The following is a 20,530-nucleotide window of genomic DNA, read 5'->3' as shown; positions in this document are numbered from 1 at the left end:
CGTCTTACCGGCGGCCTCCCCAAGCCAAGCCGAGATAATTTCTCAAGCAGCCTTGCGGCGAGCGGCACGCTGCAGAACATCGGATACAAAGCTCGTGCCGCAACGGCATGAGAACAGTGGATCAGCACTCAGGCGAAAGGACGTGCCCTGTGCCAGTCCGTCACTTGCTGCAGCGCCATGCCAGCACGGCACAAGACCCCTTCCTCACCCTTACCTGCAATGAACTGGCACCCGATTGGCAGACCACTCTCGGCGAACCCGCACGGCAGGCTGATACAGGGATGGCCGCTGATATTGAACGGCGAGGTGAACTGGATCAGGCGGCGGTTGGCTTCAGCATCCTGAGCCAGGTTCGCCAGCTGTTCGTGAGTGGGAGCCGCGTAAGGTTGCACAGGAGCCAGCAGCAAGTCGAGATCCTTGAACAGCGCGTCCATCTTACCGGTGAAGCATTGCGCATCGAGCAGAATATGCTGGTAATCCATGCCTGAAAGCGCACGACCGCCATCGATAAGGCGACTCAACGCCGGACCGTATTGTGGCGCATGCTGGGGATAGGTATCGGCATGCGCCACCGCCGCTTGTACGCCGCAATGGGCCTCCCAATTGGCACTGACCGCGCGGGTATCCGGCACGCGAACCACCTGCAGTAGACCTCCGCCATCGCGGATAACGGCCATCACCTGCTGGAGAGCCTCCTGAATCACCGGATCGACACCCTCAGTCAACCAGGCTTCGTCGATACCCACGCGCAACCCACGAAAGGAGTCCTCAATACCGGGGATTTCCAGACATACACTGGGCGATGAAGTCGGGTCGCGTGGGTCATGCCCGGCGATTGTCGAGAGCATAAACAGGGCATCACGTGCGCTACGTGTGATGGGGCCGATATGGTCGAGACTGGCCGCCAGTTCGAGAGCACCGTAGCGGCTAACCCGTCCCCAGGTAGGCTTGAGACCGGTAAGCCCGTTGGCAGCACAAGGGAAACGGATCGATCCACCAGTGTCACTACCCAGCGAGGCGTAACAAAGACCGGCGGCGGTGGCCACGCCACAGCCGCTGGACGATGCGCCGGTCCAATGACCGGCATTCCATGGGTTGTTCGGCGGCGTGGATTCAGGATGATGGATGGCGAACGCACCCTCGGTCATCTGCAATTTGCCAAGCATCACCGCACCCGCGTCGCGCAAGCGGGCGACCACGGTGGCGTCTTCCTGCGGAACGAACTGACTACGAATAGGCATGCCTCCGGCCGTCGGAACACCGGCCGTGCAAAACAGATCCTTGTAAGCAATCGGAATGCCATGCAGCGGACTGCGGCATTGACCACGCATTAATTCTTGCTCGGCCTCACGGGCCTGATCCATCGCTAACTCAGCTGTGACGCTGGCGTAGCTGTGCAGGTCGCCATCGAGCTGCCCGATTCGAGCAAGCATGGCCTCGGTGATTTCCACCGGCGACACCCTGCGGCTGCGGATCAGCAGCGACAGCTCGTAGGCTTCCAGGTAGTGTAATTCGCTGCTGCTCATCAATACCCCCCAAGGAAGGCCAGTGCCACCGCGTTGAATTCATCCGGGCATTCGGTCTGCACATGGTGCGCAGCCCTACCCATCACGTGCAGGCGTGCGTCGGCGAACTGATTGAGCATCAACATCGGTACGTCAACGCCGCCGAACCAGTCGTGCAGTCCCCAGAAAATCTGGGTAGGCGCCACTACTCGAGCGAATACGGGCAGCAGGTTTTCCCACTGGCCAAACGCGCCAGGATTTTCCAACAGCTTGAGGAACTCGGGATTGATACTGGCCTCGTAGCGCTGGCGCAGGTTTTCATCGTCGAGGCGATTGTCGTCGTGCAGCTCGTAACGACGTATCAGTGCAGCCATCTTCTCCGCACTCGGCCCGCTATCGGCCATAAAGTAATCGGACATCAACGTCGCCGCATGCTTGCTGAAAAGAGGCAAAGGCTGCGAAATGCCACGTTCCACAGGTTGCGAGGCGATCACTTGTAGGGTAGCGACCCGCTCGGGGTGCTCGGCAGCGAAGCGAATAGCCACGCAACCGCCAAAGGACTGGTTGACCAGATGCGCCTGGGGAATGCCCAAAGCATCCATGTAACCGAGCAGCTTGCGCGCATGCCAGCTGAACACCGGCCCTTCCACGGGCACCATGTCGGACTTACCGAACTGCGGAAAGTCGAGGAAATAGCAGCGATAACGGGCAGAAAACGCCTCAGCGCTGAGACGGAAATTGCTCCAGGCATTGCTCCCCGGGCCGCCGCCATGGGTGAAGATCACCGGAGGACGCTCATCCGGCCCATCAATCTCGTGGTAATGCAGGCGCACGCCGTCTACGCTGACGAAACGGCTTTCTGGGGTCTGGAGCATTGGTTGTTCCTTAAACAACTGGCCCGGCAGAACGCCGGACCGGTAATTGATATCAATGGTCGTCTTTAATCTGCTCGACCTTGTATCCCGGACGCTTGCCGTCGGCGGCCTGCTTGAAGATTAGGCTGGTGTCCTTGACCGATCCAGCCACACCGCGGCCGGGCTTTGCGACACCACGGTTCCAACGCGAGGCCAGCTTGCGCCAGGTGATCGGCGAGACGTCGGTGGCCACCAGCTGTTCGTCGTCCCAGCCGGTGCCGTCGGCATAGAAGCTCTGCATCGCCTCGCGGGCATATATGTCGCAGTCGTTGAATCCATGTAGGCAGAGCGGCTTATACATGTGGTCGTAGCGATACTGGAACTTCTTGCGGTCTTCCTCGGTAGGGCACACGCGCACCAGGATCTCCCAGTACTCGTGAGTATCGTCGGTGATCGGCACGTACCATTCGTACTGCACCACGTGCTCTTCCGGCCAGTTTTCGACCATTAGTACGCCGGGCATCACCACAGAAGTACGGTAATAGCGGCCGTTGAGGCCCTCAACTTTGAGGCCGAGCTCCTGATTCTCCAGTATCGGCGCCCACTTGTCGGTGAACAGCCACTGCATTAACCCTTTGGGACCGTTTTCGTCCTCGACTACGGCGATGCAATCGTCGCTCGTCGGCACCAGACCCAGAGGCAGAACCCAGTCCATAGCGTGCACGATGGTGTTGTCCTTGTGCACCAGAATATGCGCGTTGTCGAAGCCGTTCTCGCAGGCAATTCGCCAGTTACCGAAGCCGGTCCGGTGCATGCCGTGAACCACCGCGTTGTCATCTAGCACGCTGGGCGAAGCCGGCCAGAGCGGATGCGGGAACTGCTCACTGCCCTCTGGGAAACGGAACGGCAGATCTTGCGCCAGCGGCGGCACGTCCTCGTCAGCGAAGTCATCCTCACGGACGAAGACGAAGATCATCCCGTTCACCTCGTGCACCGGGTAAGTGGTAAGGCCGGTGGTGCCGATGATCTTGTCGTCCGGGTTGGCCACGATGGTGACCAGCTTGCCGGTTTCCAGGTCGAAGGTGAAACCGTGGTACCAGCAGGAAATGGTGCTCTTGGTGAAGCAGGTCGGCTTCTCCGACAGACGTACGCCACGGTGCACACACTGATCTTTGAGCGCGTACACCGTGCCGTTGACCCGGCGCAGGACAATCGGCACGCCACACATCTGGACGCCCTCGACCTGGTCTTCTGCAAGTTCGTGGGTAAATAGCGCCGGATACCAGTGATTGATGAAGCCCCAGGCGGCATCCTTGTAGGGCTGGTACTGGCTCTGAGTCTTAGCGTTGTTCGCGCGCGCGTCACTGATTCCAGTCTTGACCTGGCGACGGCGAATAATGGGTTGATCAGACATGTGACTCTCCAGATAGACAAAACAGGCACCGCTTCATGCGGCGTTTGTGATGCCATCCTCGCAAGCCCGCCCCTGGCTGACGCTCCCGAGACCGAAGCGCCTATCCCTGTAGTGCGCAAACTTGAGCGCACAGGAGTTCAATCAAAAATGCAGCAGAAAGCGCCGCGCCTGGCGATAGCGAAAACAAGTTGAATCCGAGATTTTCGAGGGAGGAGGACATCCGTGTCCTGGGGTTCAGCGAGCTAGTGTTCCCGAAGGGCTCTCACCGAAACGGCGCTTGTAATCGGTGGTGAAATGACCGAGGTGACTGAAGCCCCAACTGAAGGCTACTGCCGTGACTGTGGTTGTTCCTGAGCCCTGACGCTTCAGCTCCTCGTGCACGTTGCGCAGGCGCACTTCCTTCAAGTGCAACATCGGCGAGGTATTACGAAAGCGTCGGAAGCCGGCGAACAGCGAGCGGCTGCTGACGCCGGCATGCTCGGCCATGTCGACGATGGTAATCGGCTCATGGGCATGCTCTTCGATGAAGCGCTCGACCCGCTTGACGAAGCCTGGAGCAATAGAGGTCTTCTCCTCCTCTAACATCTCAGCGCTATAATTGTGCGGTTGACAGGCAAGCAGCATGTTGACCAAGGTGCTTTCGTACTGGGAACGCAACAGCGACGGCAGCTCTTCATCCACCGATAGGCTGTCGTAAATCCAGCCGACCATGCGGGTCCAGCTCTGGCCCATTGGAGTATCCAGCGGCATGGCAGGTTGAAATTCGATCTCCTTGGGTAGAGTGCGGCCGAGGTGATTCTGACAATAACGCTCGAGTAGGCTACGGTCGATGCGAATTATCAGCTTTTCGGTGCCCTGGTAATGGCGGATCTTTGACGGCGAATGGGTGTTGAGGATGGTGCCGAGACGCGGTGTCGAATGTACGCGATGGCTGTCGCACTCAACCAGTTCGTGCCCACGGATCGGCATCTGAATCAGGGCAAATTCCTCCATTACGCCGGGTTCGATGGTGATATCGCCACCGTAACTCATCCGGCCGATCCCGATGCCGCCGATGCGGCGATAGTAGATGTGCGTGTCGACAGCGCCCTGCGCACCCAGTCTTTGCAGGCGGTTTTGGCAGAAAATGCGTTCGCCCCAGCTACAGGCTTCCTCAATATCCCGGGTTTTGCAAACTTCGAAGCTGGAAAGAACGACATCAGGTGGCGTCGCGGACCAAAAAGGTAGATTTTCCATTCAGCTAATCCTCTACTCCACGGCTACGGAACAGACAGGTGTCTGTGCAGGCGTGCGAATCGATTTATTTTTTCTGAAATTCGGTTCTGTTTTTTTCGCGCAACGAGATAAGCGTGTTTTTCGGTAATTCTTCCCGTCCTTCGCCCAACAATTAATGCAAAAATCACACCAATACTACAACCTAGACTATAAAATATTATGTAATGTTTTGAAACTATCGAACACGAGCTGCCCTCCCGCTAAAATCCCGTGGTTCGGGCAAGAACGGCCTTGGAATCTGAGAAGGCAGAACGATTCAGCGGGCCTACGGCATCCGACCAGCGGCAACCATTACGAACAACAGTTTAGCTGGCGTGCTACCCGCGTTACGCCAAGCGTGCCGTGTTCCCATTTGTATCACTATGTCGCCACTTTGCAACACACTGGTGCATCCATCGTCCAGCTCGAGGATGATCTCACCGTCCAGGACCACTCCATAGTCGATGGAGTCCGTGCGATGAAAGCCCGGTTCGTCGGCTTCGAATAGCTCTCCCAGACCAGGCAGACGTTCGCACAGCTCAGCTGTCGCTGCCTGGGGATCGAAACCTTCGACCGACTGATCGGAGGGCGGGAAGGTCACCAATATCGCGCTCGTGCCACCGGGTCCCGGCAGCACGGAGGTCAGCGGAACCTCTGGAGCCTCGGCTTCATCGCCGACACGCGGGGAGCTTGTGGTCTGCCAGACCACCGCCGCCGAGAAGCCCGGCGAATGAACGAAGGACTCGGTGCCAGGTAAACGCCCGGAGCTGACGACACAGGAACGACCGGCACTGTCGTGACCGGTAACTATGCGTTTGATGTACATGCGGAGTCTCCTTGCTAGAATTAGGAAAGGCCATCGACGCATCTCTCACAGCGTTATGCATCGATGACGAAGGTCACTCAGGAATGGCTTATGTGAAAGTTGACGAAGCCGCTACCCTGGGACTGGATATCCTCAAGCGCCTCGTTGAGCTGCTCCAGCGGATAGGCCCGTTCCTCCAACAAGGACAGATCCACTGTTCCGGCGTCGATCATGCGCGCCATTTCTTCGCCCTCGGCGGTGGTGAACCAGAGGGAACCGATGTACTGCAATTGCGCGCACATGAAGGGGTGCGGGTCAATCGGGATGGGACCGGCCACACCGCCGATCTGCACGATGCGGCCACCGCGGGCAACCGCCTGCATGGCATCGACGGACAGTTCCGCCGGTGCCTTTGCGCCGAGAGTGTCGAGCATCGCGTCGACGCCGTCCGGGCAGTGCTCGCGAACCTGTTCGGACACCCGACGCGAGCCGACGGTCAGACCAATGACCCGCTGCGGCGCGAGCGCTTCCAGCCGCTCAAGGGCCGCACGGTCACGGGCTGCCACAAGCACCTTGGAAGCGCCGAACGCCAGGGCCAGCAGCGCTGCTCCTACGCCCAGGGTACCCGAGGCCCCGAGGATCAGCACACTCTGACCGGGACGCAGAGCCGACTTGCGGATGGCCGAGTAGGCGGTGCCTAGATAGCCGAGGCGTGTGGCCTGGGCACTACTCAGGTTGGCCGGCAGGCGCACTAGGTTATTGGCCGGAGCGGTCATGTACTGAGCATATCCAGCGTAGGGATATTGGTTGAAGACGTCCTGCGAGCCGGGACCGAAACCGAAGTAGCCGACAAAGGTGAAGGCGTCGCAACGCGGGGCTTCGCCCTGATTGCAGAACCGGCATTGTCCGCAACCCACGCCTGGGTTCACGTAAACCCGGTCTCCCGTCGCGAATTCACGGACCTTGGCACCCACTGCGGTGACAATTCCTGCACTGTCCAGGCCGAAGATCGCTGGAAGTTTCGGCAACGGCAGGAAGGGGTACCACTCGGGAAAATGGGTGGTGACGTTCTTCAGGTTGGGAATGATGCCGCTGGCTTCGACTTTGACCAGGACATCGTAATCGCCAGGGGTAGGTACGGCGACCACGTCAACGCTGAAACGACCGCCGATTTCGTGCAGGCGCGCGGCTTTCATATTCGACATAACAAGCTCCTTGACCATGACCGGTGCGTTCCCGCCACGTCAGGTCATATTATTCTTTGGGGTAGTCGAGGCGTATCGCCTCCAGGGAAATTTGCGGCTCGCCCGGCCCTCGGGCCGGGGCGAGCTCGCACCTAGCGACCAGCCTTCTGTAGTGTTTGCAGGGAGAAATCACTGGCTTTAGCGTCGAAGTTACTCCGCCATGACGCAACGTCAATCAGCGAAACCGTGGCGTGATTTCGCTGGAAATCAATGACCGCCACACTGGTGGTGCGGGCGTCGCCCTCTGCTTCGTTCAGGTAGGAGTGAGTTTCCATGAACTTCCAGAACTCGCCCTTACGGTCGTAGGCTTCGACGTAATAGATGCGTGGGTACTTGGCATCCATGTACATCACCTTCTTGCTGTAAGGGTGCACCGACGGGGTGGTGGCCTCGACGACATAGACTTCCCGCGGCTCGAACACGTCATTATTCATGTTCCAGTACGGCGGCTGGTTCTCCAGAACCGGATATTTCTCGTTGAAATCGCTGCCATTCGGGTTCCACCTATCGGTCTTGCCGTTAGCCACGGCAAGAATCCAGCGCTTGCCAAGCAGCTGGTACTCGGGATACCAGCAAGGGCGTGCGTTGAACATGTCCATGTCATCCTGCAACTGATCGGAAGAACCAACCGGATCCATCCATGCACCACCGGAAAGTCGGCGAACACGGCGAACAGTGGGAATGTACGCCCACACGCTAGGCACCTTTTCCGACTCATACATCACAGTGTAAGTACCCATCCCCTTCATGTCGGAAGGGGATTTAAAATACAGCAATTGGCGGCCACGCTCATCGCCGTCACCTTCTACGGAATTGTCGCCAGTTAAACGGCCGGTCATCTTGTAGCGTGTATATTCGCCCACCGGGGCGCCGTGGATACCTGACTCGCCGTCGATCAGCAGCTGGACGAATTGGGGGACCTGCGAAACGTCACCCACCAGCTGGCCGAGGTGCCAGTTCCAGACAAGCTTCTCGGCCGCCTGCGGATCCTTCTCATCGATGGTCGGGAACGGCTCGCCCGCCGACCAGCCGTCCACGCGACAGGTGTCCTTGTTGATGCTGGTCTTGCCGTCGTTGGCCTGGGAGGCGCTGATCCACTCTTGGGGCAACGGTACTTCCTGAGAATTGGCAAGGGGCAGCTTCCAGCCGGTGTTACGGATACGCCACTCCATCTTTTCGGAGAGCAAACTGGCGATACTGTGCCCTTCGAAAGTGTCGTTCTCGATTTCGTCGATGTTCTCGGCGGATATCACGGTGCCGGGCGGCAGTTCTGCCGCGAAAGCCGGAAGCAAGCCACTACAGACTACGACAAGACTGGCGGCCAAGGTGTGTAGGGCAAAACGGGATGCGCTCATGGTCGGAACTCCGGTTGGTGGGGGGTCAGAAGAGGTAGGTCAGGCTGGTGTAGAACTGATCGCGGTTATTCGCGTAACCGAACAGCGTGGTGCCATCGCAGCGCGCGCCGTTGCCAGCCGGGCACTTGTCGGAACTGCGCGAGTCGTCGTTCCAGAAACCGTCGTACTCGATCTTCCAGCGCCACTTGCGGGACAGCTCGACCGTAACGGAAGGAACCACGAAGCCGCCGCCATTGCTCATGTCGGTGCCAATAACCAGGTTTGGACGGATACGGCCGTTGTTGTAGCTAAGGTCGAAGATGGCGGTAGCCAAAACTGTGTGTTCCTTGACTTTGCCCCCCCAGCCGATGCTGTACAGCAGGTTGTCGTCCTCGTCGTAGTTCTGCACCCATTTATCGAACAGCTGTAAGGAGAAGAACATCGGCTTTTCAGTGCCCAAGAGGTTCTGGGTGAAGGCGAAATTCTTGTCCATGCGCAGCATGATCGCGAGCACATCCTTGCGAGTGTAACCGTCGAATCCTGGGGCGACGAGCTCACTAATCAAGGTAGGGATGGGGGCCTCAAACTGATACGGCGCATCCTTGATGTAGGCCATCTCGGTGCTGAATACCGCATCCGCCCAGCCAGAGTAGCGGCTAGCGGTGAAACCGAAGATGTCCACGATTGGATAGATGATTTCGGCGGCGACGCCACGAGTTTGATCTGTGCCCTTGGTGACCGCACCGGACGGCAGATCAGGCCGGCCGATAAGCGCCAGGTCGTCCGAGGCATTGACGATCGGCGAGTTGTAGAAAGTCTGCAGGTACGACAGCGAATAGTTGGTATCGCCCCACAGGCCGCTCCAACGTAAGCCGCCGGTCCAGTCGCGATAATCGCCTTCGTCGTTCTTGAAGTTATACGGCTCGACGTTGCGAAAATCGACGCCAGCATAGGGCTGGCCCGACCAGCGTCCACCATATATATCGATCTCGGTGCCGATGTCTTGCTTGCGATCCAAGCCGGGACGAACGAAGGCTTCGAATCCCCCCACCATCTCTGGCATGTCGACGTTCACCTTGACGATGTTGTTGGTCTTGCGCAGCTCCTCATTGGCCGGTTCGAGGAAATTGCGCCAGGTATAGTCAAACCCGTGCACCAGGTCGTTGGCGGCGAAAAAGTCGGTCTCGCCCCAGGCCAGCTGCTGTTTGCCTATACGAAAGAAGGTGCGCTCGCCCACCGGAAAATCGACATAGAGCTCGCGGATCTCAAGCTTGTTGTAGAGATCCATAATGTCGCCGCGGCCATCGCCCTCGCGATGGTTGTAGGCGCCCATCCCCTCCAGATGCTCGAGGAAATCGGTCTTGTATTCGCGCACACCGCGCAGCTTGGCGACCACGGCGACATTGTCAGTAGCATCCCAATCGAAGTTGAGGCGCACGGTACTGCGGGCCATGGACATCTTGCCTCTGTCGTTGTAGCCCGGAGTGTCTTCCCAGTTCTTGGTGTTCCAGGAGAATTCCTGTCGCAGGTAGCCGTCAACCTTGAGGCTGTCATCGGCCAGCAGGGGCGTGGCGGTAGCACCCAGGACCAATGCCAGGGCGAACTTATCTATCGGCGCGCGCAAACGCGCGACCGGCGTACTGTACTTATTCATTGATAACTCCCAGAAGTAGTGTGGCAGCGTGGATCCGGTGGTTGTTGTTATCTCTTCTCAGGCATGCTGAAACGAACGGCCTGGAACACTGATACCCGGCACTTCGCGGTAAACCCCGAAGATGAAGCGCGGGCGAAACACATAGAGCAGCGACGGCATCACGAAGAGCGCGGAGAAGGCCGACACGCCGAGCCAGATGGACATCAGCAGGCCCATCTCGGCCTGAAAGCGCAGGGACGACGCCCACCACAGCAGGGTGCTGAGAATCAGCACGCTGGCGGTGACGATCACACCCATGCCCGCCGAGTTCAGCGCCACGCGAATGGCGTCTTCGGGGCTTTTGCCAGCAGCGATTTCTTCTTTGATGCGGTCGACGATGTAGACGGCGTAATCAACCCCCAGACCAATACCCAGGGCCGCTACCGGCACGGTGTTGATGCTCATGCCGATGCCCTGCCAGGTCATGAAGGCGAAGGTCGCCATGTTGGACATGATTACCGGCACCAGGAACACCATGCCCGCGACGCTGGATCGATACACCAGGGTGCAGATCACCGCGAGCACCAGTAGGGCCAGGGCGATGGCCTCGATCTGGCTGGAAAGAATGATCTCGTTGACCGCGGCCATAACGCCAATCAGCCCGCCCGCCAGATACCACTCGCCTTCAGCCAGCGGGTGAGTGTCGATAAACTCTTTGATGCGGGCCACCGCGGTGCGAATGGTCTCGCCCTGGCGGTCGCGGAACATCAGAGTCACCGAGGCATTGGCGTACTGATTGTCGGCAAAGCGAGAAATGTCGCCCGGCTCTGACACAGAATCGAGCATGGACACCAGGCTGGCGTTAGTCGCGCTGCTGTCACCCAGCTCCAGGTACCGCGGGTTGCCCTCACGCAAGCTGCTGTTCACAGGTGGTAGCACATCGGCGAGAGAACTCGAGCCACCTATTTCTGGTTGGGCCTCGATGAAACGCTGGAAGGCGTTCATTGCGTGCAGCACCTCACTGGTCTTGACCAGGCCCGGCTTGTCGTCATCGCCAAGCACCACGAACATCCGGTCGACACCTTCGAAGCGGTCATTGATCGCGGCGGAGTCTTGGTTATAGGTCGATTCCGGCCAGAGGATCGGTGACCCTGGATTGGCATCTCCTATCTTCAGATTCAGCGAATAGAAGCCGGCGCACGCAACCCCCACCAGACTTACGCTCAGAACCACATATCGCGCACGTGAAAGGGTGACCCGAACCGCCAGCTTGAGCACCTTGCGCAGCGCCGGCAGGCAGTCGAATGGATGGGCCATGCTGTGGGGCTTGCGGATATAGGACAGCATTACAGGGGTGAGGATCAGAGCACTGACCGTTAGGGTCAGCACCCAGACGACCGCCAGAATTGCGAGCTTCTGCAGCATCGGTATCGGGCTAAGCACCACCACTAACATGCACGCGGCATCTGAAATTACCCCCAGCATGCCCGGGCGGAACAGGTCCGACAGCGCCACCTGCGCGGCGATGCGCGAGACATTTGGACCCGGCGGCAGCAGCTGTAGCTCGTCATCGAAACGATTGACGAGCTGCACCGAATGCGAAACGGCCCGCGAGGTGATCAGCATGACGACCACGATCACCAGCGGTTCGAAATGGATATTCAGCAGTCGGCAGATACCCAGCGCCCACAGAGCGCTGACCACGCCCGCCAGGAGGGGCAGGGTAACGCCGCGCCATGTGCGAAGCAGGGCGAAGAGCATCACCAAGGTCAGCAGCAGCGCAGCGGCCACCAGCTGCATGGTTTCCGGCAGGTAGTGCCCTACCCAGCCGTAGAGGATCGGATCACCCACCACTCGGATGTTCACGCTGCCATCATCGACCACGGCGATCAGGTCGCGAATCTGATGGAAAACGGTGGCGTAATCCATTTGCTGGTCGATGAAGTCTACGGTAACCAGAGTAGCCTGCAGATCCTTCGATACGTAAGAGCCGTAGACTAGCGGATTACGCAGCACCGCCTGCTTCAGCTCAGCCATTTCCTCGGCGCTGGCCGGCAGGTCCGGCCACATCAGCGGACGGCTTTCAATGCCGGCAGTGGAGGCGCGTACCTCCTTGAGCTTCTTCGAGGCCAGGGACGTGATCTGGTACTGGTTGACCGCAGAGACCTCACGCAGGCCCAGGGTCACGGTGCGAACCTTGTCCAGCACATCGGCCTGGAAAATGTCGTCCTGATCCACCTCGAACATGATGGTGACCATGTTCGAGCCGCCGAAGGTGTCCTTAAACTTCTCATGCGTGACCACGTAATCGTGGCGCGAGGGCAGCATGTCCTCGAATACGGTTCGCACGTCGATATGCAGGGCGAACCAGCTCAGCATCATCGTGAGCAGGATCAGCACGCCGACCACCCAGTTACGCTGGCGAATGCAGAATGCAGCTATACGCTCAATCATGCTATGTTCTCGACTGAAATGTGTTTGCGCGGATTTCATGGCTGCAGCTCGAACCAGCGCCCGCCGTCCCAGCGCCCTATATCGGCGCCGGCCAGCCAGATGTCCGACTCGACTACCAGCGCGCTGGTGTGCCAGGCACGACTACGCTCGTCTAGCACACCGGTCTTCCAACCCTTTTCCCCACCGGACGCCCAGCGCCCGAGCGCGCCGCTGACGAACCAGCACCCCTGCTGCTCGACCCAAAGGACGTCGAACAGGTGATCGGTCATGCCAAGGTCGACGCCTTCCCAGCTATAGCCGCCGTCTTGAGTGACCAGCACTGCTCCTTCCAGGCCAACGGCGACGCCGTTCTGCGCATCACGAAACTGCACCGACATAAGCGAATCGGGAACCGGCGGCTCCACGTCAGTCCAAAGCTGCCCCTCGAGGTCGCCGATCAGCACTTGGCCGAATTCGCCCACCACGACAAGACGGCCGTCCTCGAGAATAGCCACGTCGTTCCAGGCCACATCCTCCTCCTCGCGCAGACGCTGCCAGTTCTGGCCATAGTCGCGACTGATCAGCAGCGCGCCCATCTCGCCAGTGGCAATGGCCAGACCACCGGGAGCGATGCGCACCCGATTGAGTTTGTTGGCCACCTCGGAGCGCGGTACGCCTGCGGCTACCGTCCAACTTTCCCCGGCGTTCTGGCTGTACAAAATCACGCCGTCGTTGCCAACCGCCACGGCATGATTGACATCCCAGATGGCAATGTCCTGTAGCGTGAGCTCGGTAGGGGTCGTCAGTTTCTCGATGGCTCCATCGCTGGCGATCGACAGAATCTTGCCGTAAGAGCCGCTGACCCAAACGTCCCCCCCTGGCGTAAGCGCAAGACCGTAGAAATGATCTCGGCGCTCAAGAGCCGCAGGAGTGACGGTTCCTCCAATCGGCTGCGGCCGTATGAACAATCCGGCGCAGAGCAGACCAGCGATTATCGCCCAGGGCAGGACCGCCAGTACCGCTTTGCCGACGCGCGCCGTAGCGCTCGGCCGCGAAAGCTGCAGGGATGCTAAATGTTCTATCTTGCTGAGATTTGACATAGGGCGAGCCCACGATTTTGTTATGGAATGTTCTTGGCGGATCGCCTGACAACGCAGGCAACCTAATTCTAGGTAGGCCCCACAAGGCAAACTATCCCGTCACTGCACAGCCTGTCCGCCGGGCGCAGTTATTGATGTGGGCCCAGGAACGCGAATAACAGAACGCCCTTAAAAAAACGGCAAAGCGACGCGGCCTGGCCATGGACATCAGAATGATAAGAGGGTGGACGGTGAACAGGAGGACAGCCTCATGGATCCTGTCGCAGGCAGCCGGCGGCACATTCCTGGTTCCGCAAATGTAAATTGCCTGGCCGACGTCGCGCCGGCCAGGATGAGACTCAAATCATGAACGCGCTGCCAAAAGATCCAGTGCGACGTCGACGATCATGTCTTCCTGACCGCCAACCATACGGCGCCGACCCAGTTCGACGAGAATGTCGAGGGTCTTCAGCTCGTACTTCGCCGCAGCCATTTCGGCATGCCGGAGGAAGCTGGAGTAGACCCCGGCGTAGCCCAAGGCGAGGGTTTCGCGGTCGACGCGCACCGGTCGATCCTGCAGCGGGCGCACTAGATCGTCGGCAGCGTCCATCAAGGCGTACAAGTCAGTGCCATGGTTCCAGCGCATGCGCTCAGCAGCAGCGATGAACACCTCAAGTGGCGCGTTGCCGGCACCGGCGCCCATGCCGGCCAGGCTTGCATCGATACGATCACAGCCCTCTTCCACCGCAACGATGGAGTTGGCCACCCCCAGACTGAGGTTGTGGTGAGCATGCATGCCGATCTGGGTTTCCGGGTTCAGCACCGCCTTGAATGCGCGAACGCGGTCGCGGATGTCATTCATGTTCATGGCACCACCTGAGTCGGCCATGTAGATGCACTCGGCGCCGTAGCTCTCCATCAGCTTGCCCTGGCAAGCGAGTTCTTCTGCCGGAATCATGTGGCTCATCATCAGAAAACCCACGGTGTCCATACCGAGCGAACGGGCATATTCGATATGCTGTTTAGACACGTCTGCTTCGGTGCAGTGGGTGGCCACTCGTACCGAGCGGGCGCCGGCGGCGTAGGCGGCTTTCAAGTCATGCACCGTGCCGATGCCGGGCAGCAGCAGTACGGTGATGCGCGCACGCTCAATCACGTCGGCCGCCGCTTCGATCCACTCCAGGTCGCTGTGGGCTCCGAAGCCGTAATTGAAGCTGGACCCCTGAAGACCGTCGCCGTGGGTAACTTCGATGGAATCGACCTTAGCCTTGTCCAGCGCGCGGGCAATGTCTTGCACGTTTTGGATAGAGTATTGGTGACGAATCGCGTGGCTTCCGTCGCGCAGGGTTACATCGGAGATATAGAGCTTCTTTCCGTTCATTTCGCGTCTCCATGATTCATCGCCAATGCCATGCGCTCGGCAGTGGCCAATGCGGCGGAAGTCATGATATCGAGGTTGCCGGCATAGCTCGGCAGGTAGTGGGCAGCGCCTTCTACCTCGAGGAAGATCGAGGTCTTCAGACCGCTGAAACGTCCGTGACCGGGGATATTCAGCGGCGCGTCAGTCGAAATCACGTCGAACTGAACTTTCTGCTTGAGTCGGTAGCCTGGCACGTACGCCTGCACCGCGGCGGCCATCTCTTCGACGCTCGCCTCCACCTTGATTTGATCGGCGGCCTCGCTGAGTACGAACACCGTGTCGCGCATCATTAGCGGCGGCTCGGCCGGGTTCATGACGATGATTGCCTTGCCTTTGGCCGCCCCACCGATCACTTCGATGGCCTTGCTGGTGGTTTCGGTGAATTCGTCGATATTTGCACGGGTGCCCGGGCCGGCCGACTTGCTGGCAATCGAGGCTATAATCTCGGCGTAGTGCACCTTGGCCACACGGGACACTGCCGCGACCATCGGAATGGTCGCCTGGCCGCCGCAAGTGACCATGTTCACATTGGTCGCCGCCAGATGTTCTTCCAGATTAACCACAGGCACGCAATAAGGCCCTATCGCGGCCGGGGTCAGGTCAATCACACGCAAGCCGGGCTTGTGGGCCCGCAGCAAGGCCTCATTCTTCACGTGTGCGGAGGCCGAAGTGGCGTCGAAGACGAAATCGATCTCGGAGAAGATCGGCAGGCGGGTCAGGCCCTCTACGCCTTCATGGGTAGTGGCCACGCCCAGTCGTGCTGCGCGGGCCAGTCCGTCGGACGCCGGGTCGATGCCGACCATGGCGCCCATTTCTAGGTGCTGCGCATTGCGCGTCACCTTAATCATCAAATCGGTGCCGATGTTGCCGGAGCCGATGATGGCAACTTTGCGTTTTGTGCTCATGGGAATCTTCTCTGTGTAATCACTCGGCGCTAAACTGCACGGCCACCTGGCCAATACCTTCGATCATCGCTTCAAATCGGTCGCCGGCAGCCACTGCGGACATTGACCCAAGGGCTCCGGTGAGGATCAGGTCCCCGGCCTTCAAGGGTTCACCCAATCCCGCCATGGTGCGCGCCAGCCAGACCGCCGCATTGAGCGGGTGGGCCAGACATTCGGCACCGCTGCCGCTGGACACCAGCTCGCCGTTACGGGTCATGTGCATGGCAGCCTGACGTAGATCCAGGCCATCGATGCGATGGGCCGCCCCCCCCAGCACGTAGCAACCACTGGAGGCATTGTCGGCTACGGTATCGACGAAGCGGATGTTCCAGTCCTGCACCCGACTGCCGACGATCTCGAGCGCCGGCAGCACCCAGCCGACGGCAGTCAGCAGCTCCGCAAACGTGACATCAGCGCTGGGCAGGTCGCGCTCAAGGATTAGTGCGATCTCCGCCTCGATCTTCGGTTGCAGCACCCGACCGAACGGCACGGTCTCGTTGTCGCCGTATGCCATGTCGGCGAATAAGGTGCCGAAGTCCGGCTGATTCACGCCCAGCTGCGCCTGCACCTTGGGATTAGTCAGGCCGATTTTTCGGCCTACCACGCGACGGCCGGCGGCTACGCCATGAAGGACATTGATCCTCTGGATGGCATAAGCCGCCTCGCCGTTTTCTTCACCAATGCGCTCACGCAGCGGGCCCACGGCCTCGCCGCTGGCTTCTGCGTCGCGTAGTCCCACAGCCAGCTGTTCCAAGGTTTCTCGGGAAAGGGTCATCTCGCGCCTCGGCTCAATGGGTGAGGAAATCCAACACCATGCGGTTGAATCTGTCGGCGTGTTCCCACTGCGCCCAGTGGCCGCAGTTATTGAACACGTGGAGTTCGGATTTCGGAATGCCAGCCACTAGACGCAGGCCGGTATCCATGGGCACAAATCGGTCGTTGCGGCCCCAGATCACCAACGTTTCAGCCTTAATCTCGGCCAGACGCGAACCGACGTCGGGGAACTGCTTAGGGTTGGCCGTCACGCTCTTAACGAAGTTATCCAAGTGGTCGCGACGCGCCAGCATGTTATCCAGGCGTGACTTGAATAGCGCTTCGGTGAGATCACTGGTATCGAAGACAAAGATGCTCATCATCTTCTTCAGGTTCTCGATGGTCGGCTCACGGTAAAGCGCTTGGATCAACTTGATCCCCTCCGTTGGCATCGGCACGAAAGAACTGGCACCACCGGTACCCCCCCCCATTAGCACCAACTTGCCGACCCGCTCCGGCCAGGCCAGCGCAAAAGCGACGGCACTGTGCCCCCCCATGGAGTTGCCGAGGATGTGCACGCGCTCCAGGCTGAGCTGGTCGACCAACCCCTTGAGGATCCGAGCGTTGAGATCTGAACGGGAGCCCTCACACACAATGGGGTCGCTTTTGCTCCAGCCCGGGCAATCAAGCAAGATCACACGGAAGCCCGCGCTCACCAGCGGCTCGATATTGCGGCTGAAGTTTGCCCAGCCACTAGCCCCGGGACCAGAGCCATGGAGCATAACTACGGTCTGCTCGCCCTGGCCGCATTCGTTGTAGTGAATATTCAGTTCCTCCTCGCCTTCGCGGATATGCGCGAAACGGCTGGTGGAAGCTTCGGTCAATGCAGTCATCTCAGGACTCCTTCGCAATGGATTGGGGCCGGGCGCCGAGTGCGCCGAAGCCGGCGATCCACTCAGGAATCGGCCGGTAGTAACGTGCCTCGGTGGCGTACGGCCCGAAGACGGACAGCGCGGCGAAAGCCGCTACCCAGGTTTTCACCTCATGAGTGGACTTGCCGGCAAGGTTCGAAAGCTCGGCATTGCTCAGACTGTCAAGTACAGTCAAATCACCGTTAGCAAGGATCTTGAGGAACTGTTGATCCCAGTCCGGATTGAGCGGATGCAATGAGTTCTGATCTTCCACGAAACGCTCTGCCGCAGTAATCACCCGCAGCTGGCGCGCCTGGCGTTCGTCCGGCGGCAGGTTGCGGCCGCTGCCCATCAGCCTGTCGGCCATTCGCTCATCGACCTTAGCCAGCTCCGGCACGGGCGGCTGGTGAGACAAACCGCCAGACCCCAGGATCAGTACACGTTTGCCCAGCGTCCGGGCGAAACAGCCGATCGCTTCACCTAGCAGACGCGCACGCTGGAAGCCCGGCAACGGCACGGCCACTGAATTGATGAAGACTGGGATCACTGGGCAACGATCGAGACCACCGAGCAGTAGCTCCAGCGGTTGCGCAAAGCCGTGATCAACTTGCATTCGATAGGACAGTGCGACATCTACGCCAGCCTCCAGGACGGCCTGGGCACAGGCTTCTGCAATTTCCTTCGGCACTGCGAGCGGCCCAGCTAGAGTGCCGAAATCGCCGATAGCGTGGGCGGCCGTGCCGATGCAGAAAGATGGCATCACGTCATAGAAAAAGCCGTTGTAGTGATCCGGTGCAAACAGGATCACCAGCTCTGGCTGGAACGCTTCAATGCGATCACGCGCGGCGGCAACGACTCCATCCACCTCAGCCAGCACCCGCTGCGCAGGATCGAAATGCCCCGCCAGGGGGGTATGGGATAGGCATTGCAGGAGCACACTCATCTCAGGCACCTTGTAAATTGGAAGATTGAAAAGCCTGCAGGTGAAGTGACCCTCGCCCAGATAGCGGGAGACTTTGGCTTCATTCAGGCCCGACAGGCTTCTGGCAGTCATCCGCAGCGACTGGCATGACGCTCCTCTAGGCGACCCACCAGGTTTGGCTCAGGTCGTCACAAAAGCGTTACTTCAGCTGAAAAAATCGGATCAACTACCGCTTCATAACCCCCATGGTAGGGAGTAGAGGACGCGCGGGCGCTCCCATTGCTTACCCCGTTATCCCGTTAGCGCAGAAAAGCACTGCGGACAGTTGGGGTTGTTAGCGAGTCATTCCGCATTGACCACGCCTTCGTCTCTTGGCTGACAACAGCACCCGGCTACCCCTCAGCGGGGCAAGGTATTGCCAGCGCATATCTACAAAACCAGGAATATCGTAATAGCCCTTTTGCAGCTGGCCGCCGCCATTGGCAAAGTCAAAACGGCCGCGAGGTCTACTGCCCGCGCCGCCCACGCTTTGCAGCCTGATAGATCATAAAACCGATACTCCTATCGAGATTTCCTTCCAAGTCAGTCAGAAATTGTGTGAGTGTCTGCTAAAAACCCTCTTACCACCGATCAAGTGCTACGGCGCGAGTCGGACGGTTGGTGGTTGATGACCGGAAGCATACATCTCAGCCAAGGACTGGATCTCTGGCTACTGAGCCAGAGGGAACATTCTCGAAGTATTGGAACCGGCTGCACTTGGTGAACGGACCGCCACGTCAACCCACCGTACGGTAGAGCTCTACACAAGCGACTCAGTACGAAACGGATCTTCGCTAGCATGATTCATCCTGTCTTCTGGCAGCTACATGGAGACGAACCAATGAAAACGTACTCAGTCTTCCTGCAGCGCATAGTACCGAATGCAGGGTTTCGCTCGAGCTTAACTCTTACTGCTCAGGCAGTGAGTTCGGATATGGCTAGGGTAACGGCCGAAGCCTACAGTCCCGCTCTGAGCGTCGATGAATATGGGGGGGTATAGGCCGCTTGTTAGGATGCGAATCGCGCCGGTACTACAGCTCTCAGAGGAGCATAAGCAGTCTAACTGGCGGCTGCTGTACTTCTCGCCTTGGTGATGGCCGGCTGCAGAAGATGAATCCCGCTAGCTTACAGGTATGCCATGCGCTACTCGTATCGGTTGAATTGGAACGCCGAGAGATGGGCTATGTGTCAAATTCGGGCTTTCTTAATGTCCTCGGATTTGTGACAATTTTTTTGTGTCAGCAAATCGCGTCCACAGAATGCGGCCTAGAATGTCACAAAGTGGGCATACTTAAAACGGATATGTTTCATGCACTTACACTATCTTCGAAACATTTATGCCCGTTTAGAGTAAGATAAAAACGACCTATCTCATCGATAATTTTTGCCCTCCGAAGGCAATACTCACCCTCTTGTGCCACGATGCGGCTAGATGTCAGAGTCGCAGCGTTTTATCTATAAGCACCCGTAGCTCAGCTGGATAGAGTACCGCCCTCCGAAGGCGGTGGTCACAGGTTCGAATCCTGTCGGGTGCGCCATTTTCCTTAAAAATCAATAGCTTGCACGACTTCAGAATCGATAAGGTCAAGCTTTGATTCCTGTCGCACTCAGCCGGCACTCAATTACTCGTCGCGCGAATGCTGAAAAGCATGACATCTAACTCAAATCACGAGCAAACCCTTAAAAATCGTCTGTGCCCAAGTTGTGCCCAAATCGCGCCCACCTGGTTTTAGCGATGAGTGAGTGCGCGGCTTAATTGAGTACCGCCTCAGACTGGGCACAAAGGCATCTGGCGCGAATTAATTCATCTGACTCGCTACACTTTTTGGCTGACCGAGGTCTTTCGTCCCAGGCAGGTATCGGCCCAGGGTGTGTAAAAACGTCCTGACAAATCCTTGCTATGATTTCCGACACTTCCATCGCAAGGATTCCCATGAAACGGTTTATCCAGGGTGAACACCGAGGTCAAAGCACCTTGCTTCCCGA

At 58.7% G+C, this 20,530-nt stretch carries 15 protein-coding genes and 1 tRNA gene; 1 reads left to right on the top strand and 15 read right to left on the bottom strand.

Going from position 1 to position 20,530, the window contains the following annotated elements:
* Positions 1-128: 128 nt before the first annotated feature.
* The 15 genes from H4J77_RS14635 to mhpB all read right to left on the bottom strand — a co-directional run bounded on the left by H4J77_RS14635 (position 129) and on the right by mhpB (position 18,526).
* Positions 129-1,526: an amidase gene (locus H4J77_RS14635; protein ID WP_182249180.1), complete on the bottom strand. Its 1,398-nt coding sequence runs from the start codon at positions 1,524-1,526 to the stop codon at positions 129-131.
* Positions 1,526-2,380, bottom strand: coding sequence for an alpha/beta fold hydrolase (locus tag H4J77_RS14630; protein WP_182249178.1), 855 nt, complete (start codon positions 2,378-2,380; stop codon positions 1,526-1,528). The genes H4J77_RS14635 and H4J77_RS14630 overlap by 1 nt, the downstream gene beginning before the upstream one ends.
* A gap of 52 nt (positions 2,381-2,432) precedes the next feature.
* Entirely contained in the window at positions 2,433-3,773 is a 1,341-nt protein-coding gene (locus H4J77_RS14625) for a Rieske 2Fe-2S domain-containing protein (protein ID WP_182249176.1), read from the bottom strand.
* A gap of 234 nt (positions 3,774-4,007) precedes the next feature.
* Positions 4,008-5,009, bottom strand: coding sequence for an AraC family transcriptional regulator (locus H4J77_RS14620; protein ID WP_182249174.1), 1,002 nt, complete (start codon positions 5,007-5,009; stop codon positions 4,008-4,010).
* A 304-nt stretch (positions 5,010-5,313) separates the two neighbouring features.
* The gene (locus tag H4J77_RS14615) at positions 5,314-5,853 is read right to left on the bottom strand and encodes a cupin domain-containing protein (protein ID WP_182249172.1); all 540 of its coding nucleotides are present in this window, start codon (positions 5,851-5,853) and stop codon (positions 5,314-5,316) included.
* Between the two features lie 77 nt (positions 5,854-5,930).
* Entirely contained in the window at positions 5,931-7,037 is a 1,107-nt protein-coding gene (locus H4J77_RS14610) for an alcohol dehydrogenase catalytic domain-containing protein (protein ID WP_182249170.1), read from the bottom strand.
* A gap of 131 nt (positions 7,038-7,168) precedes the next feature.
* Positions 7,169-8,431, bottom strand: a complete 1,263-nt coding sequence (locus H4J77_RS14605) for a DUF1329 domain-containing protein (protein ID WP_182249168.1) — start codon at positions 8,429-8,431, stop codon at positions 7,169-7,171.
* 25 nt (positions 8,432-8,456) lie between these two features.
* Positions 8,457-10,064 carry a DUF1302 family protein gene (locus tag H4J77_RS14600; protein ID WP_182249166.1) on the bottom strand — a complete coding sequence of 536 codons (1,608 nt, stop codon included), beginning with the start codon at positions 10,062-10,064 and terminating at the stop codon, positions 8,457-8,459.
* 57 nt (positions 10,065-10,121) lie between these two features.
* A complete protein-coding gene (locus tag H4J77_RS14595) occupies positions 10,122-12,497 on the bottom strand; it encodes an RND family transporter (protein ID WP_182249164.1) in 2,376 nt (791 codons plus the stop codon).
* A 35-nt stretch (positions 12,498-12,532) separates the two neighbouring features.
* A complete protein-coding gene (locus tag H4J77_RS14590; protein ID WP_182249162.1) occupies positions 12,533-13,576 on the bottom strand; it encodes a YCF48-related protein in 1,044 nt (347 codons plus the stop codon).
* A 343-nt stretch (positions 13,577-13,919) separates the two neighbouring features.
* Positions 13,920-14,936: a 4-hydroxy-2-oxovalerate aldolase gene (dmpG, locus tag H4J77_RS14585; protein ID WP_182249160.1), complete on the bottom strand. Its 1,017-nt coding sequence runs from the start codon at positions 14,934-14,936 to the stop codon at positions 13,920-13,922.
* Positions 14,933-15,880, bottom strand: coding sequence for an acetaldehyde dehydrogenase (acetylating) (locus H4J77_RS14580; protein WP_182249158.1), 948 nt, complete (start codon positions 15,878-15,880; stop codon positions 14,933-14,935). The genes dmpG and H4J77_RS14580 overlap by 4 nt, the downstream gene beginning before the upstream one ends.
* 19 nt (positions 15,881-15,899) lie before the next feature.
* Positions 15,900-16,694, bottom strand: a complete 795-nt coding sequence (mhpD, locus tag H4J77_RS14575) for a 2-keto-4-pentenoate hydratase (protein ID WP_182249156.1) — start codon at positions 16,692-16,694, stop codon at positions 15,900-15,902.
* Positions 16,695-16,707: 13 nt separating this feature from the next.
* The gene (locus tag H4J77_RS14570; protein ID WP_182249154.1) at positions 16,708-17,565 is read right to left on the bottom strand and encodes an alpha/beta fold hydrolase; all 858 of its coding nucleotides are present in this window, start codon (positions 17,563-17,565) and stop codon (positions 16,708-16,710) included.
* A 1-nt stretch (position 17,566) separates the two neighbouring features.
* A complete protein-coding gene (mhpB, locus tag H4J77_RS14565; protein ID WP_182249204.1) occupies positions 17,567-18,526 on the bottom strand; it encodes a 3-carboxyethylcatechol 2,3-dioxygenase in 960 nt (319 codons plus the stop codon).
* A 1,479-nt stretch (positions 18,527-20,005) separates the two neighbouring features.
* Here mhpB and H4J77_RS14560 point away from each other — a divergent pair.
* A tRNA-Arg gene (locus H4J77_RS14560) sits at positions 20,006-20,082 on the top strand.
* Positions 20,083-20,530: the final 448 nt, after the last annotated feature.

The sequence above is a fragment of the Pseudomonas sp. 5Ae-yellow genome (genome assembly GCF_014077575.1).
Taxonomy (GTDB): domain Bacteria; phylum Pseudomonadota; class Gammaproteobacteria; order Pseudomonadales; family Pseudomonadaceae; genus Halopseudomonas; species Halopseudomonas neustonica.
The sequence above is the reverse complement of the archived record's forward strand: the minus strand, read 5'-3'. Positions and strand labels throughout refer to the sequence as shown.